Here is a 26,151-nt window from a genome sequence, read left to right as displayed (position 1 = left end):
ACTAAAAACCACCCAAACTGCCCGTTGCACCTTGAAACAACTGGTGTGGTAATGCAGATAACCCTTAGCGAAGCCCGTATTCCAAGTCATTTGAGAGGGAGGCCACAGATGCCCATCAAGGTCGGACAGGACACCGCCAAGACACGCCGCAGCCTGAACGTGAATGGCAAATCCATTTCCTATTATTCGATTCCAGCCGCGCAAGAAGCAGGCTTAGGCGATTTTTCGAATCTGCCTGCCGCGTTGAAAGTGGTTCTGGAAAACATGCTGCGGTTCGAAGATGACGGGTTCTCGGTTTCCGTCGATGACATCAAAGCCTTTGCCGAATGGGGTGCCAACGGTGGCAAGAACCCACGTGAGATTGCCTATCGCCCTGCCCGGGTTCTGATGCAAGACTTTACCGGAGTTCCGGCCGTGGTGGATCTGGCAGCGATGCGCGACGGCATCAAGGGCCTTGGTGGGGACGCGCAAAAGATCAACCCGCTGAACCCGGTCGATCTGGTCATCGACCACTCGGTCATGATTGATGAGTTCGGCAACCCACGCGCGTTTCAGATGAACGTGGACCGCGAATATGAGCGCAACATGGAACGCTATCAGTTCCTGAAATGGGGTCAGAACGCGTTCAACAATTTCCGCGTCGTGCCTCCCGGCACCGGAATCTGCCACCAAGTAAACCTGGAATACCTGGCGCAGACCGTCTGGACAGACACGGACCAAAGCGGCGAAGAAGTCGCTTATCCCGATACACTTGTTGGTACTGACAGCCACACCACCATGGTCAACGGCATGGCCGTTCTGGGTTGGGGCGTTGGCGGAATCGAGGCCGAAGCCGCGATGCTGGGTCAACCGATCTCGATGCTGATCCCCGAGGTTGTGGGTTTTGAACTGACCGGTTCGATGGTCGAAGGCACAACGGGAACTGACCTTGTCCTGAAAGTCGTCGAGATGCTGCGCGAGAAAGGCGTGGTTGGTAAATTCGTTGAGTTCTTCGGCGAAGGTCTGGACCGCTTGCCCTTGGCCGATCGCGCAACCATCGCCAACATGGCCCCCGAATACGGCGCGACCTGTGGTTTCTTCCCGATTGACGGCGAGACCTTGCGCTATATGCGCAATACTGGACGCGACGAAGACCGCATCGCATTGGTCGAGGCCTACGCCAAGGAAAACGGCTTCTGGCGCGATGCCGATTACGCGCCGATCTACACCGACACTCTGTCGCTGGATATGGGCACAATTGTTCCTGCGATCTCGGGCCCGAAACGGCCGCAGGATTATGTCGCACTAACCGACGCCAAGGCCGCATTCACCAAGGAAATGGCCGAGACCTTCAAACGCCCGATGGGCAAACAAATAGAGGTCAAAGGCGAAAACTACGGCATGGAATCGGGCAAAGTCGTGATCGCCTCGATCACCTCCTGCACCAACACGTCGAACCCGTATGTGATGATCGGCGCGGGCCTCGTTGCACGTAAAGCCGCCGCGCTGGGATTGGATCGCAAACCGTGGGTAAAGACCTCATTGGCGCCCGGCTCGCAGGTTGTGTCCGCCTACTTGGAGGCTGCGGGTCTGCAGGAAGATCTGGACAAGATCGGCTTCAACCTTGTTGGTTATGGCTGCACCACCTGCATTGGCAACTCGGGTCCGATCCAAAGGGAAATCAGCGAAGCGATTGCCGAAGGCGATCTTGTTGCCACTTCGGTGCTGTCAGGCAACCGCAACTTTGAAGGCCGCATCTCGCCCGACGTGCGCGCCAACTATCTGGCCTCGCCTCCACTGGTCGTGGTCTACGCGCTGGCCGGTACGCTGGACATCGACCTGACTTCGGAACCAATTGGACAGGATCAGGCCGGCAACGATGTCTACATGAAAGACATCTGGCCGACCCAAAGCGAAATCGCCGAATTGGTTGAGGCAACTGTGACCCGCGAGGCGTTCCAGTCGAAATATGCCGATGTCTTCAAAGGCGACGAGAAATGGCAGGAGGTCGAGGTTCCGCAACAGGAAACCTATGATTGGCCACCGACGTCAACGTACATTCAAAACCCTCCCTATTTCCAAGGCATGGGGCCTGAGCCGGGCACGATCTCGAATATCGATGGTGCAAAGGTTCTGCTGATCCTGGGCGACATGATCACCACCGACCATATCTCGCCCGCCGGTTCGTTTGCGACAACGACACCTGCCGGGAAGTATCTGACCGATCGTCAGGTTCAGCCGCGCGAATTCAACTCGTATGGCTCACGCCGTGGCAACCACGAGATCATGATGCGCGGCACCTTCGCCAATATCCGCGTCAAGAACGAGATGCTGGATGGCGTCGAAGGCGGTTATACAAAAGGCCCGGATGGTGAACAAACCTCGGTCTACGAAGCATCAATGGCCTATCAGGAGCAAGGCACCCCGCTGGTCGTCTTTGGCGGCGAACAGTACGGTGCAGGTTCGTCACGCGACTGGGCGGCCAAGGGCACAGCTCTGCTTGGCGTCAAGGCAGTGATCGCCGAAAGCTTTGAGCGCATCCACCGTTCAAACCTGGTAGGTATGGGCGTCATACCATTCGAATTCACCGATGGTGATACCCGCAAGACACTGGGTCTGAAGGGTGATGAGACCGTTTCGATCCACGGGTTGGATTCGGTTGAGCCCCTGCAGGAAGTGCCCTGCACCATCATTTACGGAGATGGTACCGAAAAGACGATCACCCTGAAGTGCCGCATCGATACCGCGCCCGAGATCGAATACATCGAAAACGGCGGTGTGCTGCAATACGTGCTGCGCAATCTCGCAAAAGCGTCATAAATCAGCAGGTTGATATCCAACCTCAGCCCCCGGCCCTGCGCCGGGGGTTTTGTTTTCTGGCCATTTATTCAAAAATCTGAAACTGTTGGGCAAGACAGTCTTCGGAATTCCATCACCATGAAAAAGCCCAACGCCCTACTGGTTTGCTCGCTTAGCGTCATCGCCGTGATCGGGATCTGGGGCGTCGTCGATATCGAAAGCTTGGTGACTTGGGCCAACAGCATCGTGCAACAAACCTTCCACAGTCGCGGTTGGTTCGTGATGCTCGCGGCCTCAGGCATGTTGATCGGGTGTTTGGTTCTGGCCTTTTCACCCTATGGCAAAATCCGTCTGGGCCGGGATGATGAAGAGCCCGAGTTCTCGACCGCCACCTGGATCTCAATGCTGTTCTCCGCAGGAATGGGCGTTGGACTGCTGTTCTGGGCGGTCGCCGAGCCCCTGACCCATTTCAACTTCATCTCGGGCATGGCACCCGACTATGTCGCCGCGCAGCAGGCCATGCTGGCAACAAACTTCCATTGGGGCCTGCACGCATGGGCGATTTACGGTTCGACCGCGCTGACCATCGCTTATTTCAGCTTTCGGCGCGGGACAGGCATGATGGTCAGTGCACCGATCAAAAGCCTGTTCCCAGGAGAACGCTGGGCCGAGCGGGTCGGGTGGCTGTCGGATTTCATGGCCATTGTTGCAATCTCTATCGGTGTTGGCGGTTCAATGGCCATGGGTGTGTTCCAGGTTGCGGACGGGATTGCGGTTCTGGGTGGGCGGGAAACGGTTGGTGCCCTTCTGATCGGAGTTGTTTTCCTGGCGATGGTCGCAGCCTACATCCCTGCTCTGTTAATCGACCTTGGCCAAGGCATGGCGCGCTTGTCGAATGCGGCAATGCTGATCGCGATCTGCCTTGTGGCCTACACAGTGGTCCTCGGGCCTACAGAGTATCTGTTGAACACTGTGGTTCAAGGGTTCGGCGATTACGTCACCAATGTCATCCCTCGGGGCTTTCAGACCTTCACCTTCTTCGGCGATGACGTCACCAAATGGTTCAGCGACTGGACCCTCACCTATATGGTCTGGTGGATCGCCTGGGGACCTTTTGTTGGTGTGTTCGTCGCGCGTATCTCTCGCGGTCGCACGATCCGGGAATTCGTGATCGGAGTACTCTTTGCGCCCACGCTGTTCTCGATCCTTTGGTTCGGTGCCTTCGGCGGCATCGGTCTGTTCGAGGCGCTCAACGGTGCCGGAGAACTGCTGGCCTATACGCAAACAAACATCGAGCGTGTGACCTTCGCCCTGCTCGACCGTTTGCCCTTATCGCAGATCACAATACTTGCAACCGTAGCAGCGGCGTTTCTGTTCATCGTAACCAGCGTTGTAAGCGCGGCCTTTGTGCTGGGTACATTCTCGTCCCAGGGGGACGAAAACCCGCCCCCGCGCGTGCGGCTGATCTGGGGTGCATTGCTGGGCTTGTTGAGTGTCGCGATGATCCTGTCGGGCTCGGTGGAATCGGTCAAAGTCCTGATCTCACTCGGAGCGCTGCCCTTTGTGTTCATCTCGGTTCTGCTGATGGTCTGCCTGTTCCGAGGGCTACGAGAAGAGGGGCTGAGCCATGCTGATCGGTGATCTGACGGATACGCTTATGAATCTAACCACCTTTGCATTCATCGGCGCGATGATCTGGATTTTGGTCCGTAAGTAACGGCTTGAATCCCGACCATTTTACCGATTTCCTACGATTATGGACAAAGTCGCATTGATAACCGGCGGTGCACGCGGAATTGGGCGTGCAATCGTCGAAGACCTCAGCCGTGATCACCGCGTCGCGTTTACTTGGTTGTCGAGTAAACCCATGCCCGAGCTACTGGGTGGGGATGTTCTGGCCATACGCTCTGATCTATCCGCGCCCGACCAGCCGGCTATCGTGATTTCGCAGGTGATCGAGAGGTTTGGAAGGCTGGATGTGATCGTCAACAATGCCGGCCTTGTGAAATCTACCCCCAAAGAGGAATTTAGGGCCGAGGACCACCGCGCCATTCTGGATTTGAACCTGCTGGCCCCCGCCGCATTGTTGGCTGCTGCGCTACCACATCTGAAACGCGACGCCTCAATCGTCAGTATCTCATCTATGAACGCGGTCTTACCGCCTCGGGATGCGGTGACCTATGGGGCAAGCAAGGCCGCCCTGAATCTATGGACCCATGCCATGGCAAAGGAGCTTGGGCCAAAGGGGATACGCGTTAATGCAGTCGCACCGGGTGCGATCAACATCCCCGAAGCGCCCCGGTCCGAGGAGTTGACCGCGCTGTTTGTCAAAGAAACCGCTTTAGGTCGCGCGGGAAAGCCCGAGGATATCGCCAAAGTCGTCAGGTTTCTGGCGTCCGATGCCGCATCCTTCATCACTGGTGAGGTTCTGGGCGTCACCGGTGGCTATCGCTTATGAGCCACCTGCGGCTTTCTCAAGCGCTGGGCGGATCGCGCTTTCGATCACCCGCTGAGTGACCGGACCAGCCCAGCGCAGGATGATCGTGCCCTCACCGTCGATCACATAGGTTTCGGGCACACCGTAGACGCCCCAGTCCAGCCCCATGCGGCCCTGTTCATCCCGACCGATACCGGCATAGGGATCGCCCAGTTCGGCAAGGAATCCTTCGGCGTTGTCCAGTTGATCTTTGTAGTTGATACCATAGACCGGGATACCCTCGTCAGACAGAGCCTGCAGATTGGGGTGTTCGACGCGGCATGGTGCACACCAACTGGCCCAGTAGTTGACCAGCTTGACCTCGCCATCACGCAGTGTGGCATCATCGAAGCCCGGTTTGCCCGCGAACTCGGTCAGTACAACCGGCGGTGCTGGTTGACCCTCGCGCGCCGAGGGCAAGGCGTTAGGATCGTCGCGGAACATGCCGATGCCCGCGAGTACAGCGAAGGCGCCGAAAATCAGCGGAGGCGCGATCATCAGGGGCGAAATCTTAGCCATTGCGTGACATCCTTTGTTCAACCTTCTCCATCTCGGCCCGTACCTTACGGCCCCGGATCACGCTGAAACCCACCAATGCGATCAGAAGTCCGATTGATACGACGTAGGACCACAAGACGGTATCGGCATATTTTCCAAGATCAGGGATCATCCGCTCACCCTTTCACGCGCTAGTAGCGCCTTGGTCCGGCGGGCGCGAATTTCTGTGCCCGTACGATAGAAGACCAGCGCAATGAACAGCAGTACAAAGCCGATGATGCAAAGCAGCAGTGGATAGAAGTAGATATTGCTTACCTTCTCTTCAGTATCCGTGCCTGTGATCGCCCCGGCGCGCATCACCGAAGCCCCCTGATGCAGCCCCTGATTCCAAAAATTCACGGCATACCGGCTGAGGAACGCAAAGACCGAGCCCACGAGGCAAAGGACCGAGGTCAGGTCCGCCGCTGTATCCGGATCTTCTATCGCTTCCCAAAGCGCGACATAACCTAGATAGAACAGGAACAGGATCAGGAACGATGTCAGGCGCGGGTCCCAGGCCCACCATGTCCCCCACATAGGCTGCCCCCAGATCGCTCCGGTGGCCAATGCGATCAGCGTCATCACGATGCCAATGGGCGCAGCGGCGCGGGCAGCCAGCGCACTGACATGGTGGCGACGCACCAACCAGACCAGCGAAGTTGCCAGCATCATCAGCCAGCAATTGATCGCCATCAACGCGGCAGGTACATGCAGGTAGATGATCTTTACGGTCGAGCCTTGCTTGTAGTCATCCGGGGTGAAGAAAAAGCCCCAGATCAATCCGACGACCAGACAAAGACCTGAGCTGATCCAGAAGAACGGAAGGACCCGTTCGCTGGTCGCGAGGAACTTACGCGGGTTGGCGTATTCCCAAAGGGCATTGGCTTTGGCTGCGATTGTCATGGGCTCTATCTAGTCCGAGTCGGCGTGGTTCTCAATTGACCTCAGTCAAGCTTTGTGGCCATCACCTAAGATTGATGCGCAGTACCGCTGCGCTGGCAAAGGGTAAAAGTGCGACCGTTGCGGCGGTAATCCCTGCCAGCATTAGCAGGGGCGTTTGCGTCTCCATGCCTGTCGCACCGCGTCGGGCGACCTCGGCTCCGAAAATCAAAGTCGGCACGTAGAGCGGCAAAACCAGAAGCGACAGTAGCAGACCGCCCCGTTTTAGACCAACAGTAAGGGCCGCGCCAAAGGTGCCGATAACGCTCATCGCCGGAGTACCGAGGAGCAGTGAGATCACTAGCCACGAAAACCCGGGTACAGGCAGGTTTAGCAACACGCCTAGGAACGGCGCGGCCAGAACCAGCGGCAATCCGGTGGTTAGCCAATGGGCTAGCGCTTTGACGGTAACAACTGATTCCAACGGAAGCGGCGCGGTCGCGAGCAGATCAAGCGAGCCGTCTTCCCAATCCAGCGCCAGAAGGCGATCAAGTGACAGCAGACACGCCAAAAGCGCGCCCAGCCAAAGAACGCCCGGTGCGATGGTCGAAAGCAGCGAAGATTGCGGGCCAACCGAGAATGGCACCAAAACGGTGACGATCAGGAAGAAAGCAAGACCGAGGCCAAAGCCACCCCCCGCACGGAAGGCCAATTTCAGATCACGCAGCAATAAGGCGATCACAAGAAACCTCCGTCGAAATCGTCGATAGGTTTGGGCTTGGCCTTGTTGGGGCCAACGTCCAGAACCTCTCCGTCCAGTCCAAGATCAATATGGGTCGCAATCAGGGCCGAACCACCCTGCCCCAGATGCGCGCGCACCGCATCCGCAAACATCTGCACGGCGTGACGATCCAGCGAGACCGTCGGCTCGTCCAGCATCCAGATCGGGCGGCCAGTAACCAACATACGCGCCAATCCCAGACGCCGTTTCTGCCCCGCCGAAAGGTTGCCCGCATGGCGGTCAGCCAACTCGTTCAGCTCAAACGCATCAAGGGCGTGCTGGATATCACGGGTGCCAAAGACCGACGCCCAGAAGTTGAGGTTTTCGACAACGGTCAGGGTCGGTTTTAACCCGTCGGAATGAGACGCGTATGCGATCTGGTCTTCTGCCCCGACGATTTGCCCTGCCAGCGGCGGTTGCAGGCCCGCAAGCGTACGCAGTAATGTTGTCTTTCCGATCCCATTCGGTCCCCGCAGGATCAGCGCCCTTCCTGCCTCAAGCGAGAAGCTCAGCCCTTCGAGCACGGGAACTCCGCCGCGTGCGATGGCCAGATCGGTTACCTTTAAAGTCATGAAGCCCGCTTAGCGGATTGTGCGTGTGGGCAAAAGGTCGGAATTGCCGCAGAGCGGCCGGTTGGGTCGCAGTGAGGGGCCAGCCCCTCACACTCCCCGGGATATTTTTAGCCAGTGGAAGAACAGATCCTCAGACCGGGATCAGCGCAAGCGCAACGCGGCGACCTTCGGAAAGCAGCACGTTGTAGGTGCGGCAGGCCGCCGGAGAGTTCATGATTTCGACACCCAGACCTGCCTCTTCCAATGTGGTGCGCAAGTCGGCTGGGATGTGGGTCAGTTCTTTGCCCGTACCGATGAACAGAACATCGACATGTTCGGACAAGGCCAGCAGGGTCTGGGCGTCGGAGTAACCCGCCCAAGCCGATGTACCAGTGGGGCCGGTCAGGACTGCCCCATCATGAACTTCCCCGCCTATCCGAAAGAACCCGGGGCCATAGCCATCAACCGGCTGAGCGTTTGTATATGTGATCTCGTTCAGGCGCATGTGCAGGGTTCTAGCCCCAAAACGGCAGGCCGGACAAGGCCGCTGTTGCAATCACCAGATAGGCTGCGGCGCGGTAGAGGTTCTCATACTCGGGTCGGAACATCCAGCCCCCCAGCCAGTTGCCCGCGATGTTGGGAACCGCAAGCGCAAGGCCCAATCCGATGCTCGCGATCGAAAGACGCCCCATCCCGCCAAGATATCCGAGGATCAGCAAATCGAAAGCAAACAGGAACAATAGGATCGTCGCGCGGATGATCTCAACCGGTAAGGGCCGTGACATATAAAACAGGATGACAGCAGGCCCCGGTATCCCGGCTACCCCGCCAAGTAGCCCTGCAGCCCCGCCGATCGCAGCAACCATGCCACGCGATACCGCTCCCCGGTAGCGCAGACCAAAAACCAGAACGGCCAGCATCGACAAGGAAATCAGGCTGACGATATAGCGAAACACTTCGGGATCGGTCCGGGTCAGCAGCCATAAGCCAACCGGTAGAAGTAGCGCGCACCCGACCAAAAGGCGCATCAGATCTGCCTTGTCAACAACCGTCCATGCGCGGCGCAGGTTCGGGATCGGGCCAAATATGTCCATGACCGTCAGCGCGATGATGGCACCGAAGGGGCCAAGATACGGGCTGGCGATGGGCAGGAAGATCAGGGCCGTCCCAAAGCCGGAGAACCCACGCACGATGCCCCCAACAAAGGCGGCGAAAATAATAACGGCCAGACCGGTTGGGGTCTGGCCGAAATACTCAGGCATCAATGTTGGCAAACTGGTTGCCCGCCGTATTCGACGGCTTCGACCAGTCGCGCTTGACCCCCAGCCACAGCAGGATGGTCGAGGCCACGAAGACCGACGAATAGGTCCCGACGATCACGCCCCAGATCATCGCGAAGACAAAGCCTCGGATCACGTCTCCGCCCAGTACATAGAGCGAGATCAGCGCCAGCAGCGTGGTCACAGAGGTCATCACCGTCCGGCTGAGCGTTTCGTTGATCGAGATGTTCAGCACCTCTTTGAGGTTTTTCTTCTTATACTTCCGCAGGTTTTCGCGAACCCGGTCGAAGACGACCACGGTGTCGTTCAGCGAATAGCCGACGATAGTCAGTAGAGCGGCGATGATCGCCAGGTCAAAACGGATTTGTAGTTCCGAGAAGATGCCGATGGTCAGGATCACGTCATGCACCAACGCGGCGACCGCCCCGAGTGCGAACTGCCATTCGAACCTAAGCCAGATATAGACAAGCACTGCGCCAATCGCCAAGGCGACCGCAATGACCGCGGTCTGGATCAACTCACCCGAAACCTTGGGGCCAACCGATTCTACCGAGACGAACTGGATATCCGGCGCGGCAACGGTCAGCGCTTCTTCGACGGCTGTGACGGTTGCGGCCGCCACAGCTTCGGCCCCGTCCTGTGCCTGAATGCGGATCATCGCGACGTTTTCATCCTCGCCAAAGGTGGGATCAAAAATCTCGGTGATAGTCACATCGCCAAGCTCAAGCGGCGCGATGGCGTCGCGATAGGCGCCGACGTCGATCTCTTGCGCGCTTTGGGTCCGGATCGTGGTGCCGCCGCGAAAGTCGATGCCGAAGTTCAGCCCTTGCAGCAGGAATGACGTGAATGCGATCACCATCATCAAACCCGAGATGCCCAGCCAGACCTTCCAACGGCTAAAGAAATCGAACGAGGTGTTTTGGGGTACGAGTTTCAGTCTCATGTCAAACCTCGATCGTTTTCGGACGGCGGCGTTCGAACCACATCACGATCATCAGACGCGTCACAAAGATCGCGGTGAAGACCGAGGTCAGAATACCCAGACCAAGCGTAATGGAGAAGCCGCGCACGGGACCACTGCCCATGGCAAACAGGATGGTTGCGGTAATGAATGTGGTCACGTTTGCGTCCAGAATGGCCGAAAGCGCTTTTTCGTATCCCAGTTCGATGGCACGCGCCGGACCTTTGGCAGATTTCAGTTCCTCGCGGATACGCTCGAAGATCAGCACGTTGGCGTCAACTGCCATGCCCACCGTCAGCACGATACCCGCGATCCCGGGCAAGGTCAGCGTGGCGCCGATCAGTGAGAGCAGGCCAAACAAAAGCCCCACGTTCAGGATCAGCGCAATATTGGCGAAGATGCCGAACAGGCCGTAGCTGAGAGCCATGAATACCAACACGGCGACAAAGGCCACGATTGTCGCGACTTTGCCTGCGTCGATACTGTCCTGACCCAGCTCAGGGCCGATGGTGCGCTCTTCCAGGAAATCCAGACCTGCAGGCAAGGCACCTGCGCGCAGCAGAACGGCCAAATTGGTGCTTTCTTCAACTGTGAAGTTGCCAGTGATGATGCCCGAACCACCTGGGATATGGCTTTGGATTACAGGGGCCGAGATCACCTCGTCATCCAGGACGATAGCAAAGGGTGCGCCAATGTTTTCCAGCGTGTAATCGCCGAATTTGCGCGCGCCAGAGGTGTTGAACCGGAAGCTGACCGCAGGGCGGCCGTTCTGGTCGAAAGATGGCTGCGCGTCGACCAATTCTTCACCGGTCACGACGGGTGCGGCGTCCAGAGTGTAATACACACCATCTTCATCGATCGATGGCACAAGCTTCTCGCCAACTCCCGGAATGGCATCCGGGTCAGTCCCGCGTCCAACGACAGGATTGAACGTCAACTGTGCCGTCGTGCCGATAATCTCTTTGAGCTCCCCGGCGCTGCCGATGCCGGGCACCTGAATCAGGATACGATCAGCGCCCTGACGCTGGATCGTTGGTTCGCGTGTACCAACCTCGTCGATCCGACGGCGGATGATCTCAAGGGACTGGCGCACGGTGCGGTCATCCGAAGCAAGCTTTTCGGCCTCGGACAGTTGGACAACGATAGTGTCCCCCTCGGCGCGAGCCTCTATATCTGTTGCCCCTGCCCCGGTCAGCGTCTGCACCTGTCGGGCCAGACCGCGCACAACCTCTAATGCGCGGGACATGCCCTCGGGTTGGCTGATGCGCACGCGAATCTCGTCAGGCGCCGAATCCTGACGACGGATCGTGCCGACCGTCGCGCGTTCATCACGCAGCGCGTCGCGGATTTCGGGCCACATCGCCTCCATCCGGGATTCGTAGACATCATCAACCTTGACCTCGGCCAGCAAATGCGCGCCGCCGCGCAAGTCGAGCCCGAGATTGACCAGAGACGACGGCAGCCAATTCGGCCATTGCGCGGCCTCGGCCTGCATTTCAGGTGTATCAATGCCAAGCTCAATCGCAGCCTTGGCATCGTTAGATTGTTCGACGCGCGTATAAAACGCATTCGGCAGGGCAAGGAATAGACCGATCACACAGACCGACCAGATCAGAACCCGCTTCCAGGAATCAATTTGCAGCATTACCCTGCCTTTTCAAGGAATTGTCGCGCGAAGTTACTTCGCAGGTTCGGTCTTGTTCAGAACCTGAGCGATGGTCGATTTGACCACGCGAACCTTAACGCCCTCGGCGATCTCGACTTCGATCTCGTTATCGCCTTCCTTGACCTTCGACACCTTGCCGATCAGCCCGCCTTGGGTGACAACCTGATCGCCCCGGCGCACGGCTTCGACCATGGCCTGATGTTCCTTCATCTTTTTCTGCTGCGGACGGATCAGCAGAAAATACATAATCGCGAAGATCAGGATCAACGGGAGAAACTGGGCGATTGCGCCACCTTCCATGGGATATTCCTTTGTTCTGATGATGCAGAGAGCTCTCTGCAAAGTTTGCGGGAACCTATGCTTTGAAACATGGGTTTGCAAGCAAACCTGGCCCCATTTCGACCATCGGGTTCAAAGGTTTGCTGCCGGACGTTGCAGATATGTTCTAGGCAGACCCTTCCAGTCAGATATAGTCCTGTGGCAGGAGGCCTAATGATTCAATCAATCCAGACCCTTGGCGCGTTTGTTCGCCTGATGCTCGTGACAACCTGTATAGGTCTTCTGGCGTCGCCCGTATGGGCACAGAACGCCACTAGCGAAGAGCCTGCGATAGAAGACACTGAATCAGAGATTTTTCAGGCTCCGGTTATCGTTGACGGCGACACCTTGTTTCACCTGCGCGGCTCCAGCGCGCTGCCCGCTCCGGAACGGGCCGCGAGTGTACAGAACAAGATCATCGAAATCGCCGAGGCCTCAGACGCCGAGCAGGTCTCCATAACCTTCGAGGACTCAGAGTTCGGCATTCGAATCTTTGCCGATGGTGTTCAAGTTTCGATCGTGACCGATGCCGATTCCGAGCTTGAGCAGATGGACTTGAACGTTCTCAGTTTGTTGCACGGCGACGCTATTAAACAATCCATTGAAAGCTATCGCGCAAACCGCACCGAACAGGCGCGTGTTTCGGGTGCCATCGAAGCCTTAGCATGGACAGCTGGATTCGCGCTTTTTGTCGTCGTTATCCTGTGGCTGCACCGGCGCATTCGCCGCCGTACGCTGAAACTGGTCAAGCGTTACCTCAAGGATGTCGAAACCGCGACCGCCAAAAGTGTTCAGGCCGAGGCCATCGCCGCGTTGATCCGGTATGCTCTGAATTTTGTCCTGCTGGTGATCTTTTTCCTCGGCTTCTACTACTACCTCTCCTTCGTTCTGCTTGCCTTTGCCGAGACGCGCTATTTCGCGCAACTCCTGCTGACCTACTTGACCGAGCCGGTCCTGCTGATCTTCAAAGGCATCCTCAGCTACATCCCAAACCTGATCATGTTGATACTGATCGCATGGATAACGCTGTATATTATCCGGGGCATGCGTGTGTTCTTTGACGCCGTCGAGGCGGGAACCTTTGACATGGGCGATTTTGAAAGCCACTGGGTGAACCCGACCTTCAACATCGCCCGCGTCGTCGTTATCCTGATCGCTCTGGTCTTTGCTGTCCCTTACATCCCCGGATCAGATTCGGCGGCGTTTCAGGGGCTGACGATTCTGGTTGGTGCCATGCTGTCGCTGGGCGCAAACTCGGTCGTCTCGAACATGCTGGCGGGGCTCTTCGTGATCTATCGCCGCTCGACCTCTATCGGGGATCGGATCCAGATCGGGGACCATATCGGCGATGTGGTACAGATCAAGTTGATGGAGACGCATCTGAAGTCCATCAAGAATGAACTGATCTCGATCCCGAACGCCCAATTGATGAATTCGGACGTGGTGAATTTCTCGAAGAGAACCGACGGTAGCGGGTTGCTGCTGCACACGACCGTAGGCATCGGGTACGAAGAGCCACCCGAGAAAGTTGAGGCAATGCTGATAGAAGCCGCCCATCGCACCAGGGGGATCAAGGCAAAGCCCGAACCCTTTGTTTTATGGACCGCATTGGCCGATTACGCGATAAACTATCAGATCAACGGTTATACCACGCGGGGCAGTATCATCCCGAAAATCCGCTCGGACCTGCATCGCAACATCGTGGCCGTGTTCAATGAGAATAACGTGCAGATCATGACACCTTCGTACATGGCCGACCCGCCCGAGCCGAAAATCCCAACCGAAGAGTGGGATGGCCATCTGGCGCATGAATCCCACGAGGAATCGGATAAGTCGTAACCGGTGCTACACCCTGCCATTCAGATGGTGCATAAGCGGATTCAGTGATTCACGCAGTTAAGGATCTGAACCATGCACGACATCCGCGCCATACGCGAAAACCCAGCCGCCTTCGACGCCGCCCTTGCGCGCCGTGGGGACGCGCCGGTGTCGTCAGACCTGCTGAGGCTGGACGAAAGCCGCCGCGCCAAGATTCTGGCTGCTGAGACAGCTCAGGCCGAGCAGAACAAGGCCTCCAAAGAGGTTGGCGCTGCCAAAGGGCGCGGGGATGAAGCTGAATTCGAACGCCTGCGCGCTCTGGTCGCCGAGAAAAAGGCCGAAGTGGCCCGGATGCAGACCGAGGCCAAGGATCTGGACGCTCTGCTGGCCGACCAGCTGATCCGCATCGCGAACCTGCCCGCCGAGGATGTGCCCGAAGGCGCGGATGAGAACGACAATGTCGAAATCAACCGCTGGGGCACACCACGCGAATTGGATTTCGCGCCGAAAGAGCATTTTGAAATCGCTGCCGTTCAGAATGGCATGGATTTTGAGACGGCTGCCAAACTCTCCGGCTCGCGCTTTGTGCTGCTGTCGGGCGGCGTCGCGCGTATCCACCGCGCTTTGGCGCAGTTCATGCTGGACACCCATATCAACGAGAATGATCTGACCGAGGTCAACGGCCCGGTTCTGGTTCTCTCGGAAATGATGCAGGGCACCGGCCAGTTGCCGAAGTTTGGAGAAGACAGCTATCAGACCCGCGAAGGCTGGTGGTTGATTCCAACCTCCGAAGTGTCGCTGACCAACATCGTCAACGACACGATGATCGAGGAGAGTTACCTGCCTCGCCGCTATACCGCGCATTCGCTGTGCTTCCGGTCCGAGGCTGGTAGTGCGGGCAAGGACACACGCGGGATGCTGCGGCAGCACCAGTTCGAAAAGGTCGAGATGGTCTCGGTCACCCATCCGGACAAGTCGGATGATGAACAGAAACGTATGCTGCGCTGCGCCGAAGGCATTCTCGAAAAGCTGGGCATCCCCTATCGCACCGTGATCTTGTGCACCGGCGACATGGGCTTTGGTGCACGACGCACTTACGACATCGAGGCGTGGCTGCCGGGCCAGAACACTTATCGCGAGATCAGCTCGGTCTCGACATGCGGGGATTTTCAGGCGCGCCGCATGAATGCGCGCTTCCGGCCCGAGGCCGGGGGAAAGCCAGAATATGTCCATACCCTGAATGGTTCGGGCCTGGCCGTGGGGCGCTGCCTGATAGCTGTGTTGGAAAATGGTCAGAACACGGATGGGACGGTCACCCTGCCCGAGGTTCTGGCACCCTATCTGGGCGGCAAGCTAACCCTTCAGACCAACGGCACGCTGACATAAAAAAAACCGGCGCATTCAAGCGCCGGTTCCCGATCAGACAAGGCGGAGAAGTATCACTTCTTCGCCTTTTTCTTATCTTTCTTCTTTCCGGGCTTCTTGTCGGACTTCTTCTTGTCAGACTTCTTATCGTCCTTCTTTTTCTTAACGTCTTTTTTGGGCTTCTTGTTTTTCTTACCCTTCTTGGACTTTTCCTTGACCTTTTCCTTAGCTTTGGAAAACACCGCCTCCATTTCAGACTTCTTCTTGGCCGCCTTTTCAGCCTTGGCCTTGGCTTTCGCCTTTTTCTTTGCCTTGGCCTCGGCAGCGGCCTGCTCTGCCGCCGCGCGCTCCTTTGCCGCCTTACGCTCGGCCTCGGCCTTGATCGCAGCCGCATTGCTTTTGGCTGTCGCGCGCTGCACAGCCGATTTCCGCTCGGCAGGCTTGCGGGTGGCAGCGCGGCGCGCGGGCTTGGGCTTGGCATCAACGACTTCTTTCGCAGCCGCGATCAGCTTAGCTGCGCGAGTGGAACCGACGCGCGGGGTGCCGGACAGATCTTCCGGTTTGGCCTTAGCAATGGCTTCTGCTGTTTTGTAGCCCTTTGCATTCAAGGCCTTTGCCAGCGCTGGCCCTACGCCACGCACCTCAGTAACTGCGGTCATTTCGTTTCCTTTCGTTAACTCCCCCAGATTGTAAACGCACAGCACATACGTTCCTGCGAGAGCGCTAATTCAAGAATTAGATAGAAGGTTACCCGCTTTCGGCCAGGCGATGGCCTGCAGTTCGGCTGGGAAATGGGACAAGTCTTTTGGCGTCTTCATCCCATAGTTTCAGATTCAGCGCCGCCACTGCCTCGGGAAACTTGATCCGTCGCGGTGTGTATTCTGGCGGCAGGTTATAGTGGCACGCGCGCAGCCGGTAAGATGGGATGCGCGCATTGAAATGGTGGATGTCATGCAATGTGATGCAGGCCACCGCATTATCGAACCACCAGCCGAAATCCAGCGCCGAGGACCCCTCCAACGCAGCCAGCTTTGGATCCAGCTCGGGGCGGCGATCCCAGTAGGTGTCTTCGAAATTGTGCTGCAAATACACCAGGAACACCCCAAGCATCCCGCCCAGCAGCGAAAACACCAGCCAGACCAGAATGCCGGTGGCACCGGCGATCAAATACAGCAGTCCCAAAAACACAACAATCGAGAGGTTGTGCAGCACCACGCCCATCACACCGAACCGCACGGTGTTCTTTGGCCAGCGATAGCGGATGAAGTATGTGAATAGCGCGCCAACCGGCACCAGAATGAAGGGATTCCGATACAGTCGGTAAAACAAACGCTTTTTCCAATCCGCCTCGTTCCATTCGCGCAGCGTCATGGTGTGGATTTCACCAGTCTCGCGATGCTCGAGGTTGCCGATTCCGGCGTGATGCAGATTGTGGTTCTGCTTCATCACCTCGAACGGGGCAAATGTGAAGGGCGATAACCCATGGCCAGCCCATTCGTTCTGCTCGCGCGTCTCGAACAACGAATGGTGCCCGCAATCATGCTGCAGGACATAGAGACGCACGGCAGAGAAGGCAAAAACGATCCCGGCCGGGATCATGATGTACCAGCGGTCGACATAGGTGATCGCCAGTGTAAGCGATGCGAAATACACCACGAATGTTCCGAAATAACTGAGCGCGGCAAGCTTGTTGTCCTGCACCGCGTATTGTCTTGTATATTCTCTCAGATCCATCACGCCCGCTCCCCACGGAGGTCCGACCAATCACAAATTCAAAATTAAGTGCGGAGATCCCGCAAACAAGCAGCACGTGCAAAACAAATGCACGTGCTTGAATGCTAACGCGCAGAAACGGGGCTGTCACGCCCCCTCTCTGAAAATGCTGGAAATTAGCGCAGTTACGCCCGTCCCTTGAGATGCTTGGCCAGTGCGCCTGCGTTTTTCTTGCGCCGCCCTTTGTAGGGGTTCTTGTCCCCTTGCCCGCGCAAAGTCAGGCGGATAGGGGTGCCCGGCATATCAAAATCCTCGCGCAGGCCGTTGACCAGATAACGCGAATAGCTGTCAGGCATCTTGTCAGGGTGCGAGCACATGACCACAAACCCGGGCGGGCGGGTCTTGGCCTGCGTCATATACCGCAGCTTGATCCGGCGCCCCTGCGGGGCTGGCGGCGGGTGCTGTTCCAGCATGGCGGTCAGCCAACGGTTCAGCGCTGCGGTCGGCACCCGGCGGTTCCAAACATCATGGGCACGCAGGATCGCGGCGCGCAGACGTTCCAGACCGCGGCCTGTTTTTGCCGACACGGTGATCAAAGGAGCACCACGCAACTGCGGCAGCAGACGTTCGAAGGATTCTTTTAGGTCGCGCAGCTTTTCCTGTTTGTCTTCTTCGATGTCCCATTTGTTGACGGCGACGACCACAGCACGACCCTCACGTTCGGCCAGATCGGCAATGCGCAGGTCCTGTTGCTCGAATGGGATAGCCGCATCCAGCAACACGACGACGACCTCGGCAAACTTGACTGCGCGGAGCCCGTCGGAAACCGAGAGTTTCTCAAGCTTCTCCTGCACCTTGGCCTTCTTCCGCATCCCGGCGGTATCAAAAATCCGCATCGGGGTGCTGTCCCCGTCAGGGTCGGCCCAGTCGATCCGCAAGCTGATCGCGTCGCGCGTGATCCCGGCCTCGGGGCCGGTCAGCAATCGATCCTCACCGATGATCTTGTTGATCAGGGTGGATTTACCGGCATTCGGACGGCCAACTACAGCGACTTGCAGGGGTTTGTCAGCGGTGATCAGCGGGGCTTCGCCTTCCCCGTCTTCGTCCAGCTCGATATCGGTTTGCGGTGTCTCTTCTACGCGCGCCTCTTCAGCCGCGTCAGCCAGTGGCATCAACTGCGCATAGAGGTCCGTCATCCCCTCGCCATGTTCGCCCGACAGACGCACCGGCTCGCCAAGGCCAAGGTTGTATGCTTCAAGCACGCCCGCATCAGCCGCGTTCCCTTCGGCCTTGTTCGCTGCCAGGATCACGTGTTTGGAGCGCTTACGCAGAATCTCGGCGAACATTTCGTCCGTGGGCGTCAAGCCCACCCGCGCGTCAATCATGAACAGGCAGACATCGGCCATGTCCACTGCACGCTCGGTCAGGCGGCGCATCCGACCTTGCAAGCTGTCATCGGTTGCGTCCTCAAGACCCGCCGTGTCGATCACGGTAAAACGCAGATCGCCCAGCCGCCCTTCACCTTCGCGCAGGTCACGCGTCACGCCGGGCTGGTCGTCGACCAAAGCCAGGCGTTTGCCCACAAGGCGATTGAACAGAGTGGATTTGCCCACATTCGGGCGCCCCACGATGGCGAGGGTCAGCGACATGATACTCAACTTTCAAGACTCAAGATGCGCCCTTTAACGCATCTTGTCGTCAACGGAAAGCGTGCAGTTCGCCCTTGGTCGACACAACATACAGCGTCTGGCCCGCCACAACCGGTGCCGTGGTCGCGCCACCCGGCACTTCGACCTGATGCACCAGCGCTCCGTCGACGGGATTGAAGAAGCGCAGATAGCCGTCGTTCGAAGCCACGACAAGGCGTCCACCGGCCATGATCGGGCCGTAATGGGCAAAGATCGGACCCCGGCGGCCCGGCTTATTCTTGACGAAGCCCGGCAGATCGATGGCCCAGACAGTCGAGCCATCGGCTGCATCCAACCGTACCAATTGACTGCGATCACTGATCAGAAAAACACTGTTCCCCGCCGGCCAGACTGTATCAACGGCCCCCTCCGGTGCAGTCCAGTTCCGCTCACCCGAATTCCCGTCGAAGGAAACCGTGCGCCCCGAGTGGTTGCCGATTATGACCGAACTACCCGACACCATGGGCCCGGCGGTCACATCCACGATCTGAGCTGCCGCTCGGCCCCGACGCCCGCCTGCAACGGACGCGTTCCAGCGTAAAATACCGCCCCGGCGGAATGTTGCCGCGACATCACCCGATCCAAAGGCAAAGACTGACAAGTCCGAGGCAATCACGGGCGCAGGTGCACCCAGAACGTTGCCGACGCTCGGCGTGCCTTCGATTTGCCAGATGATCCGCCCATCCTTGGTATTCACCGCCCAACCGGTTTCGTCCCCGGCCACCAGATAGAGTATGCCGCCGCTAACCAAAGGAGCACCGCTGCCAGTTGCATTCAGACGTTTCTGCCACCTTTGCGCCCCGGATTTCGCATCGAGCGCGGTCAGCCTACCGAAACCCGACGAGACATAAAGCACACCGTCGGCATAGGCGAGCCCTCCGCCTGTGGCATCCCCGTCCTTTTCATTCGGCGGGATAAGGTTTGTGCTCCAGACGACCTGCCCTTGGGGCGTAACAGCCGAGACATTTGCCCCGGAATCGAGCGTATATATCAGGCCACCAGCAACAACAGGGTCTGCGGTGATCCGCTGTTTTCGGCTATCGCCGGACCCAATGTTAGCAGACCAAATACGTTGCGGTGTGGCACTCAGCGCTGCGTTGGTAGTGCGGAAGGCGGGTGTACCCGCGCTTTGCGACCAGTTGGCGTTGCGGCTTTGAGCCGGAATACTGATCGGTTTGGCGCCACGGGTTTCAACGGTTTCGTTGTCGATGGAGGCACGAATATCCTCACGCTCACCCGGCAGAATGACTTCGGGTTCCTGACAGGCGCTGAGAACGGTGAGCGCGGCTGCCGCAACGGGCAATCCGAAGCCTGAGAAATAACGTGATAGCATAATCTACAAACTCGCCTGTGATGTTCCGTTTCGCTGCCGGTTAACCCTGCTGGTTCGCCACGGGCTCGGGTTCGCCCCCAAGCGCGACGATCAGTTGAGCCGCGCGCTGTTGCAGATCGACGCTGGCCTCGGCGTCCTGGCGCAACGCCTGCAAACGGTCCAAAGCGGCTTGCGTATTGCCCTCGGCCACATCGATCAGGGCCAATTGTTCTTCGGCGAGCAGACGCAACGGAGCACCAGGTATGGCCAGCGCTTCGAACTGTTGACGACGATCCGCCACTGGCATCGTGTCAGTTTGCAGTAGCAATGCCTTGAAACTTGCAATCGCGCGATAGATTTCGGGCAAATCCCCCTGCGTGGCGATCGCGTTCAGACTGTTCACCGCATCTTGCGCCGATCCGGCCTCGGCCTGAGAGGCGGACAGCAACATGTTCAAAACCGCGTCACCGCCGACAGATGCAGCATCGATCGCCTGCAGGCTTTGTGCCCGCTCGGCCGATCCGTTTTCAGCCAGCGCCGACAGAATCGCATCACCTAGAGCCTCGGCCTGGTTGGTATCACGTGCTTTTCGGTATTCGTTGAACGCAGCGCCCCCGACAATGGCCACGACAGCCAGCACACCGACCCAGCCCCAACGGCGCAAAAGAAGGTACATGCGATCGCGGCGCACCTCTTCGGTGACCTCTTCAATAAAACTGTCGGCGTCGCTCATCCCTGCCCCCAGGCTTAAGTGTCCGGTTTTCTAGCGCCATGTCATACCCCGGCGATCAGGCCAAGCCAAGTGCCCGAATTCATACATTTGCCACCATGTGGGTGACCCTTGCGTAAAAAACTAAACCGAACTATTCAGTTCAGTATGGAAAAGACATGGCCACAGCCCCATTTTAAGGGATAGCGGCTAAAGCCGACCGCGCGAACAGATCTGGAGATTCTACCGCATGCGATTGATTTCATTCGTTAACGCCATTTTGGTTATTGTTGCGTTGTATTTTCTTGTTTTCGAGCGCGACGCGCTGTTTGCGTTTGCAGGTCGCGGAGACGAGCCATCCGAGACCGCGACCGAGGCCTCGGAATCGGTGCAATCACCGGACTCGATCGGCGTTGTCGTGCTGCGCTCGACTGCGCGCGAGATCGGCAGCGCCGTTCAATTACGGGGTCAGACCAAGGCAAACCGCCAGGTCGAGGTCCTTGCCGAAACCATTTCGACAGTCCTGTCCGAGCCCAAGCGCAAAGGAGCTTTTGTCGAAGCAGGAGATCTGCTGTGCGAGCTTGACCCCGGAACCCGGCCCGCGAGCCTGGCCGAAGCCATGGCAGCCAAGCTTGAGGCCGAAAGCCGCGTTCCCGAGGCCGAAGCGCGCCTGGAAGAAGCTCACGCCCGTTTGGCTGAAGCCGAAATCAATCTGAAAGCAGCCCGCAAGCTGTCGGAAACCGGGTTTGGATCAGAAACGCGCCGTATCTCAAGCGAAGCCGAAATGAGCACTGCCGAGGCCGGAATCAAATCCGCCGAGGCCGGTCTGGAAGCTACGCAAGCCGGGATTGAAGCCGCCACCGCAGCAGTAGCAGCCGCCCAGCGCGAGATTGATCGCCTGACCATCAGCGCACCGTTCAAGGGTCTGCTTGAAAGTGATACTGCGGAATTGGGCAGCCTGATGCAGCCCGGCTCGCTCTGCGCAACCGTCATCCAGCTCGACCCGATCAAGCTGGTGGGTTTTGTGCCTGAATCAGAAGTGAATCGGATCATTGTCGGATCGATGGCAACTGCGCAGTTGGTTACGGGGCTGCAGGTCGAGGGGCGCGTGACCTTCCTCAGCCGTTCGGCTGATGAGACCACGCGGACATTCGAGGTCGAGATCACAGTGCCAAACCCGGAACTGCTGATCCGTGACGGCCAAACCGCCAACATTCAGATCGCGGCCGAAGGGGTCAAGGCACATCTGCTGCCCCAATCCGCACTGACCTTGAACAATGAAGGTGAGCTTGGTGTTCGCACCGTGGTAGCCGACAATGTCGTTGATTTTGTTCCGATCCGCCTTCTGCGTGACACCGCTGATGGTGTATGGGTTGGTGGCCTGCCGGAAACTGCTGATATCATCGTGATCGGGCAGGAATTCGTCACACGTGGTGTGACGGTCGCGCCGACATACAGGGAAGTATCGCAATGACGGGTATCGTCAGTTGGGCCGCAAGCCGTGCCAGAATGGTGCTGGCTTTCATCGCGATTTCGCTGGTTATCGGCGGGTATGCTTATGTCGGGCTCCCAAAAGAGGGTGAACCCGACATCGATATCCCGATGCTCTTTGTGTCGGTGCAGTTTCCAGGGATTTCAGCCGAGGACAGCGAAAGCCTGCTGATCAGGCCGATGGAAACCGAGATGGCCGATCTCGACGGGTTGGACACGATGACCGCCACCGCCGCCGAGGGCTACGCAGGCATTCTGCTGGAGTTCGAGTTCGGTTGGGACAAATCCGCCACCATCGCGGATGTTCGCGATGCCATGAACACCGCGCAAGCTGATTTCCCTGATGGGGCTGAGCAATACACGATTACCGAGGTCAACTTCTCCGAGTTTCCCATCGTCATCGTCAACCTGACCGGCCCGGTACCAGAGCGTACAATGGCGCGCGTTGCCAAAGATCTGCAGGACGAACTTGAGGCGTTGGACGCAGTGCTGGAAGCTGGCATTGCCGGAAACCGCGATGAAATGCTTGAGGTCGTGATCGACCCGCTGCGGCTTGAGGCCTACAACGTCACGGCCGCCGAACTGATCAACGTTGTGCAAAACAACAACCAATTGATCGCTGCAGGTGAGGTCGAGACCGAACAGGGCACGTTCTCGGTCAAGATCCCGTCGTCATTTAAGACTGCTCAGGACGTCTATGGCCTGCCCGTAAAGGTCAACGGAGACCGCGTGGTCACCTTAGGCGAACTGGCCGAAATCAACTATACGTTTGAAGACCGCGCGGGCACGGCCCGGTTCAACGGCGAACCCACCGTCGCGCTGCAGGTGGTCAAGCGCAAGGGCTTCAATCTGATCGACACCGTTGCGCTGATCAAAGCCACTGTCGCCGAAGAACAGATCAAGTGGCCAGCCGAGCTGCAGGCCGCTGTTGATGTGGGCACCTCGAACGACCAAAGCCGCATCGTCGATTCAATGGTGCGCCAGCTTGAAGGATCGGTTCTGACCGCCGTCGCGCTCGTGATGATCGTGGTGCTGGCTTCGTTGGGAACACGCGCCGCGTTGTTGGTGGGTTTTGCCATTCCTACCTCGTTTCTGTTGTGCTTCGCCTTCCTCGCGATGATCGGGGTCACCATCTCGAATATGGTGATGTTTGGCCTGATCCTTGCCGTAGGCATGCTGGTCGATGGCGCCATCGTTGTTGTGGAATATGCCGACAAGCGCATTAAAGAAGGCGTTGGTCCGATGCACGCCTATGTCGAGGCGGCGCAACGGATGTTCTGGCCGATTGTTTCGTCGACGGCCACGACCCTGTGTGCATTTCTGCCGATGTTGTTCTGGCCCGGTATTCCGGGTGAGTTCATGAAGATGCTACCCATCACGCTGATCTTCGTTCTGTCGGCCTCGCTGATTGTGGCACTGATCTACCTGCCGGTCGTGGGCGGTGTCTCGGGCCGTATGAGCCGCAGTTTCGAGCGCAGCTCGAACTGGCTGCGGGCCCGCACGCCTTGGTGGCTGCGAGTGCTTCTGGTACCGCCTTCACTGTATATGATCTTCCTCGGCGCAATGCAGGTCTTGAACCCCAGCTATCTGCTGCCCGGCGGTTCACTTTCTGGCGTGCTACTGTTTCTGTTCGGCGCCTTTGCTGGGTCGGTCACGCTGAGTGCTGCCAAGATCGAACGCGCCCCGGATGAACATGTTCATACCGCTAAAGAGCACACGCCCTTCGGTTATGTGATCAAGTTCCTAGTCGGCAATCCGGTCATGCCGGTGGTGTCCATCGCAGTCGTCTTTGCGGCGGTGTTCTGGGTCGCATTCATCATATTCCCGCAAAACTCTCGCGGCGTTGAATTCTTCGTGGAAAGCGAACCGGAACAGGCCACGGCCTATGTCCGGGCGCGCGGCAACCTGTCTCTGGCTGAAAAGGACGAAATGGTTCTTGAGGCCGAGCGCGTAATCAGCGAACACCCGGCGGTGATCAACGTATTTGCCTTTGCGGGCGAAGGCGGGCTCAATCAGAACAATGGCGGTGCAGAAGCCCCCGCCGACACAATTGGTCGCGTACAGTTCGAGCTCATTCCTTGGGAAGATCGCCCAATCAGCTCTGAACAGATTACCGGTTGGTTCTGGGGACCGATTGCAGGTCTACTTGGCTTTGCAAAGGAAGAGGTCGCGGCGGAATATGACGGCAATTTTGTTCTGGACGAACTAACCGCAGAGCTGGCAACCCTTCCTGGCTTTATCGTTGATATTCAGGCGCTGGAACAAGGTCCCGCTTCCGCCAAGCCCGTTCATCTGCGCATCAAAGGCGATAGCTGGGAGGATCTGACGGCCGCGACCTTCACAGCACGAGAAGCCTTTGACACCACACCCGGCCTGATCAAGATCGAGGACACCCTGCCCCTGCCCGGCATCGACTGGCAGATCGACGTGGACGTGGCCAAGGCGGGTCGATTCGGCGCGGACGTCGCAACCGTTGGCGCGATGGTACAGCTTGTGACGCGTGGCATCTTGCTGGGTGAAATGCGACCGGATTCAACCGATGAAGAGGTAGAAATCCGCGTCCGCCTACCTGATCAGGATCGCGTCCTGTCAACGCTGGATACGCTGAAAGTTCGCACACCGGACGGGTTGGTCCCCCTGTCGAACTTCGTCACCCGCAAACCCGTGGCCAAGCTCGCCGAGATCAATCGCGCGGATCAACAGCGCTACTATGACGTTAAAGCGGATGTCGAGCCTGGGCTGAGCAAGATCGTGACCACCGGTCCTGACGGTGCAGAGCTGCGTTTGGCAACCGTGCGCGCGATTGGCGAAGGTGCCACACCAACTGGCACCACGATTACCAGCGCGGACGGAGCAGAGTTCGAACTCGTTCAACTAACGGGTGCCGAGAACGTGGGTGAAGTGCGGTCCGCCATCGAAAGTGGTGACGCTCGGTTTGCCCTGATAAATCCGAACGAACGGATTGCCGTGCTGACCGAGTGGCTGGAAACCGATCCTTTTGGTCGCACCATCACTTGGGAATGGACCGGCGATCAGGAGGATCAGGCTGAAAGCCAGGCGTTCCTGTCCAGCGCATTCCTGGCAGCACTGGGTCTGATGTTCGTGATCCTGCTGGCGCAGTTCAACTCGTTCTACAACTCGGTGCTGGTGCTGCTGGCCGTGGTTCTGTCTACGACCGGCGTGTTGCTGGGCATGATGGTAATGCAACAACCGTTCTCGATCATCATGACCGGGACCGGGATCGTGGCGTTGGCCGGTATCGTGGTGAACAACAACATTGTTCTGATCGACACCTATCAGGAATATAGCGGCTACATGTCTCGCATTGATGCAATTGTCCGCACGGCTGAGGCGCGCATCCGTCCGGTTCTGCTGACTACGCTGACAACAATGGCGGGTCTGACCCCGATGATGTTCGGCCTGTCGCTGGATTTCATCGGCGGAGGGTATTCGATCGACAGCCCCACGGCACTGTGGTGGAAACAGTTGGCCACGGCGGTGGTCTTTGGCTTGGGTACAGCCACGGTGTTGACACTGATCGTGACGCCGTCATTCCTGGCGCTGCGAGTGTGGGTCACAACCTACGCGGTATGGCTGGGTAAGGCGCTGGCACGCGCCACGGCGGGTCGATCCAGCCAAATCGCGCAGGACATGGCAATCGGCCAAAGCGCGCGAGATGTGCAAGCAGCCGAAATGATCTGGACCGATGAACAGGACAAAGCTGTCCCTGATCAGAGCGCTCAGGACGACCGCCCCGATCATCCCCCGACAACACCGCTGAAGGCGGCGGAATAAAAAAAGGCGAGCCTTCGGGCTCGCCTTTTCAAT

Annotated in this window: 22 protein-coding genes; 7 read left to right on the top strand and 15 right to left on the bottom strand. The window is 58.0% G+C overall.

What is annotated here, in order from left to right:
- Nucleotides 1–108: 108 nt before the first annotated feature.
- From acnA to ACRZ9U_RS08385, 3 genes are all read left to right on the top strand, one after another.
- Nucleotides 109–2,799 carry an aconitate hydratase AcnA gene (gene acnA, locus ACRZ9U_RS08395; protein ID WP_170396402.1) on the top strand — a complete coding sequence of 897 codons (2,691 nt, stop codon included), beginning with the start codon at nt 109–111 and terminating at the stop codon, nt 2,797–2,799.
- Between the two features lie 117 nt (nt 2,800–2,916).
- Entirely contained in the window at nt 2,917–4,419 is a 1,503-nt protein-coding gene (locus ACRZ9U_RS08390) for a BCCT family transporter (protein ID WP_170403204.1), read from the top strand.
- 115 nt (nt 4,420–4,534) lie between these two features.
- Nucleotides 4,535–5,236 carry an SDR family oxidoreductase gene (locus ACRZ9U_RS08385; RefSeq protein WP_170403208.1) on the top strand — a complete coding sequence of 234 codons (702 nt, stop codon included), beginning with the start codon at nt 4,535–4,537 and terminating at the stop codon, nt 5,234–5,236.
- On the opposite strand, the gene ACRZ9U_RS08380 is transcribed toward ACRZ9U_RS08385, so the two are convergent.
- The 10 genes from ACRZ9U_RS08380 to yajC all read right to left on the bottom strand — a co-directional run bounded on the left by ACRZ9U_RS08380 (nt 5,231) and on the right by yajC (nt 12,209).
- Nucleotides 5,231–5,773, bottom strand: coding sequence for a DsbE family thiol:disulfide interchange protein (locus tag ACRZ9U_RS08380; RefSeq protein ID WP_170403211.1), 543 nt, complete (start codon nt 5,771–5,773; stop codon nt 5,231–5,233). The two genes, ACRZ9U_RS08385 and ACRZ9U_RS08380, sit on opposite strands and share 6 nt — an antisense overlap.
- Nucleotides 5,766–5,924: a heme exporter protein CcmD gene (gene ccmD, locus ACRZ9U_RS08375; RefSeq protein ID WP_010442050.1), complete on the bottom strand. Its 159-nt coding sequence runs from the start codon at nt 5,922–5,924 to the stop codon at nt 5,766–5,768. Before ccmD ends, ACRZ9U_RS08380 begins: the two co-directional genes overlap by 8 nt.
- Complete coding sequence (locus tag ACRZ9U_RS08370; RefSeq protein ID WP_170403215.1) at nt 5,921–6,694, bottom strand: heme ABC transporter permease; 774 nt, start codon at nt 6,692–6,694, stop codon at nt 5,921–5,923. Before ACRZ9U_RS08370 ends, ccmD begins: the two co-directional genes overlap by 4 nt.
- Before the next feature lie 61 nt (nt 6,695–6,755).
- Nucleotides 6,756–7,412, bottom strand: coding sequence for a heme exporter protein CcmB (gene ccmB / locus ACRZ9U_RS08365; RefSeq protein ID WP_170396393.1), 657 nt, complete (start codon nt 7,410–7,412; stop codon nt 6,756–6,758).
- A complete protein-coding gene (ccmA, locus tag ACRZ9U_RS08360; RefSeq protein WP_170403218.1) occupies nt 7,409–8,023 on the bottom strand; it encodes a heme ABC exporter ATP-binding protein CcmA in 615 nt (204 codons plus the stop codon). Before ccmA ends, ccmB begins: the two co-directional genes overlap by 4 nt.
- Before the next feature lie 130 nt (nt 8,024–8,153).
- Nucleotides 8,154–8,507, bottom strand: coding sequence for an Mth938-like domain-containing protein (locus tag ACRZ9U_RS08355; protein WP_170403221.1), 354 nt, complete (start codon nt 8,505–8,507; stop codon nt 8,154–8,156).
- Between the two features lie 10 nt (nt 8,508–8,517).
- On the bottom strand, nt 8,518–9,264 hold the full coding sequence (locus ACRZ9U_RS08350) for a TSUP family transporter (protein ID WP_170404719.1): 747 nt from the start codon (nt 9,262–9,264) through the stop codon (nt 8,518–8,520).
- Entirely contained in the window at nt 9,257–10,225 is a 969-nt protein-coding gene (gene secF, locus ACRZ9U_RS08345) for a protein translocase subunit SecF (protein WP_170403224.1), read from the bottom strand. The genes ACRZ9U_RS08350 and secF overlap by 8 nt, the downstream gene beginning before the upstream one ends.
- Before the next feature lies 1 nt (nt 10,226).
- Nucleotides 10,227–11,888, bottom strand: coding sequence for a protein translocase subunit SecD (secD, locus tag ACRZ9U_RS08340; RefSeq protein ID WP_170403231.1), 1,662 nt, complete (start codon nt 11,886–11,888; stop codon nt 10,227–10,229).
- A 33-nt stretch (nt 11,889–11,921) separates the two neighbouring features.
- Nucleotides 11,922–12,209, bottom strand: a complete 288-nt coding sequence (gene yajC / locus ACRZ9U_RS08335; protein WP_155151194.1) for a preprotein translocase subunit YajC — start codon at nt 12,207–12,209, stop codon at nt 11,922–11,924.
- Nucleotides 12,210–12,401: 192 nt separating this feature from the next.
- On the opposite strand from yajC, the gene ACRZ9U_RS08330 reads away from it, so the two are divergent.
- Nucleotides 12,402–14,066: a mechanosensitive ion channel domain-containing protein gene (locus ACRZ9U_RS08330; protein WP_170403234.1), complete on the top strand. Its 1,665-nt coding sequence runs from the start codon at nt 12,402–12,404 to the stop codon at nt 14,064–14,066.
- A gap of 72 nt (nt 14,067–14,138) precedes the next feature.
- Entirely contained in the window at nt 14,139–15,431 is a 1,293-nt protein-coding gene (serS, locus tag ACRZ9U_RS08325) for a serine--tRNA ligase (protein WP_170403238.1), read from the top strand.
- 53 nt (nt 15,432–15,484) lie between these two features.
- Here the strand turns inward: serS and ACRZ9U_RS08320 are convergent, their stop codons facing one another.
- The 5 genes from ACRZ9U_RS08320 to ACRZ9U_RS08300 all read right to left on the bottom strand — a co-directional run bounded on the left by ACRZ9U_RS08320 (nt 15,485) and on the right by ACRZ9U_RS08300 (nt 20,856).
- Complete coding sequence (locus tag ACRZ9U_RS08320) at nt 15,485–16,069, bottom strand: helix-hairpin-helix domain-containing protein (RefSeq protein WP_170403241.1); 585 nt, start codon at nt 16,067–16,069, stop codon at nt 15,485–15,487.
- Nucleotides 16,070–16,157: 88 nt separating this feature from the next.
- Complete coding sequence (locus ACRZ9U_RS08315) at nt 16,158–17,144, bottom strand: fatty acid desaturase (protein WP_170403244.1); 987 nt, start codon at nt 17,142–17,144, stop codon at nt 16,158–16,160.
- Nucleotides 17,145–17,308: 164 nt separating this feature from the next.
- The gene (gene der, locus ACRZ9U_RS08310) at nt 17,309–18,772 is read right to left on the bottom strand and encodes a ribosome biogenesis GTPase Der (protein WP_170396374.1); all 1,464 of its coding nucleotides are present in this window, start codon (nt 18,770–18,772) and stop codon (nt 17,309–17,311) included.
- 49 nt (nt 18,773–18,821) lie between these two features.
- Nucleotides 18,822–20,144: a PQQ-like beta-propeller repeat protein gene (locus ACRZ9U_RS08305; protein ID WP_170403247.1), complete on the bottom strand. Its 1,323-nt coding sequence runs from the start codon at nt 20,142–20,144 to the stop codon at nt 18,822–18,824.
- Between the two features lie 40 nt (nt 20,145–20,184).
- On the bottom strand, nt 20,185–20,856 hold the full coding sequence (locus tag ACRZ9U_RS08300) for a hypothetical protein (protein WP_170396370.1): 672 nt from the start codon (nt 20,854–20,856) through the stop codon (nt 20,185–20,187).
- Between the two features lie 226 nt (nt 20,857–21,082).
- Between ACRZ9U_RS08300 and ACRZ9U_RS08295 the strand changes: the two genes are divergently transcribed.
- A complete protein-coding gene (locus ACRZ9U_RS08295; protein ID WP_170403249.1) occupies nt 21,083–22,306 on the top strand; it encodes an efflux RND transporter periplasmic adaptor subunit in 1,224 nt (407 codons plus the stop codon).
- Complete coding sequence (locus ACRZ9U_RS08290) at nt 22,303–26,118, top strand: efflux RND transporter permease subunit (RefSeq protein WP_170403252.1); 3,816 nt, start codon at nt 22,303–22,305, stop codon at nt 26,116–26,118. Before ACRZ9U_RS08295 ends, ACRZ9U_RS08290 begins: the two co-directional genes overlap by 4 nt.
- Nucleotides 26,119–26,151 lie beyond the last annotated feature (33 nt).

The organism is Ruegeria sp. D7 (assembly GCF_056534355.1).
The sequence above is the reverse complement of the archived record's forward strand: the minus strand, read 5'-3'. Positions and strand labels throughout refer to the sequence as shown.

Excerpts from the sequence above, each read along its gene's own strand:
- ACRZ9U_RS08385 (WP_170403208.1), top strand. The coding sequence starts at position 4,535 with ATGGACAAAGTCGCATTGATAACCGGCGGTGCACGCGGAATTGGGCGT.
- ACRZ9U_RS08290 (WP_170403252.1), top strand. The coding sequence starts at position 22,303 with ATGACGGGTATCGTCAGTTGGGCCGCAAGCCGTGCCAGAATGGTGCTG.
- der (WP_170396374.1), bottom strand. The coding sequence starts at position 18,772 with ATGTCGCTGACCCTCGCCATCGTGGGGCGCCCGAATGTGGGCAAATCC.
- ACRZ9U_RS08390 (WP_170403204.1), top strand. The coding sequence starts at position 2,917 with ATGAAAAAGCCCAACGCCCTACTGGTTTGCTCGCTTAGCGTCATCGCC.
- ACRZ9U_RS08320 (WP_170403241.1), bottom strand. The coding sequence starts at position 16,069 with ATGACCGCAGTTACTGAGGTGCGTGGCGTAGGGCCAGCGCTGGCAAAG.
- secF (WP_170403224.1), bottom strand. The coding sequence starts at position 10,225 with ATGAGACTGAAACTCGTACCCCAAAACACCTCGTTCGATTTCTTTAGC.
- ACRZ9U_RS08380 (WP_170403211.1), bottom strand. The coding sequence starts at position 5,773 with ATGGCTAAGATTTCGCCCCTGATGATCGCGCCTCCGCTGATTTTCGGC.
- ACRZ9U_RS08350 (WP_170404719.1), bottom strand. The coding sequence starts at position 9,264 with ATGCCTGAGTATTTCGGCCAGACCCCAACCGGTCTGGCCGTTATTATT.
- serS (WP_170403238.1), top strand. The coding sequence starts at position 14,139 with ATGCACGACATCCGCGCCATACGCGAAAACCCAGCCGCCTTCGACGCC.
- ACRZ9U_RS08295 (WP_170403249.1), top strand. The coding sequence starts at position 21,083 with ATGCGATTGATTTCATTCGTTAACGCCATTTTGGTTATTGTTGCGTTG.
- ACRZ9U_RS08330 (WP_170403234.1), top strand. The coding sequence starts at position 12,402 with ATGATTCAATCAATCCAGACCCTTGGCGCGTTTGTTCGCCTGATGCTC.
- ccmD (WP_010442050.1), bottom strand. The coding sequence starts at position 5,924 with ATGATCCCTGATCTTGGAAAATATGCCGATACCGTCTTGTGGTCCTAC.
- ACRZ9U_RS08315 (WP_170403244.1), bottom strand. The coding sequence starts at position 17,144 with ATGGATCTGAGAGAATATACAAGACAATACGCGGTGCAGGACAACAAG.
- ACRZ9U_RS08355 (WP_170403221.1), bottom strand. The coding sequence starts at position 8,507 with ATGCGCCTGAACGAGATCACATATACAAACGCTCAGCCGGTTGATGGC.
- secD (WP_170403231.1), bottom strand. The coding sequence starts at position 11,888 with ATGCTGCAAATTGATTCCTGGAAGCGGGTTCTGATCTGGTCGGTCTGT.
- ccmA (WP_170403218.1), bottom strand. The coding sequence starts at position 8,023 with ATGACTTTAAAGGTAACCGATCTGGCCATCGCACGCGGCGGAGTTCCC.
- ACRZ9U_RS08305 (WP_170403247.1), bottom strand. The coding sequence starts at position 20,144 with ATGCTATCACGTTATTTCTCAGGCTTCGGATTGCCCGTTGCGGCAGCC.
- ACRZ9U_RS08300 (WP_170396370.1), bottom strand. The coding sequence starts at position 20,856 with ATGAGCGACGCCGACAGTTTTATTGAAGAGGTCACCGAAGAGGTGCGC.
- yajC (WP_155151194.1), bottom strand. The coding sequence starts at position 12,209 with ATGGAAGGTGGCGCAATCGCCCAGTTTCTCCCGTTGATCCTGATCTTC.
- ACRZ9U_RS08370 (WP_170403215.1), bottom strand. The coding sequence starts at position 6,694 with ATGACAATCGCAGCCAAAGCCAATGCCCTTTGGGAATACGCCAACCCG.
- acnA (WP_170396402.1), top strand. The coding sequence starts at position 109 with ATGCCCATCAAGGTCGGACAGGACACCGCCAAGACACGCCGCAGCCTG.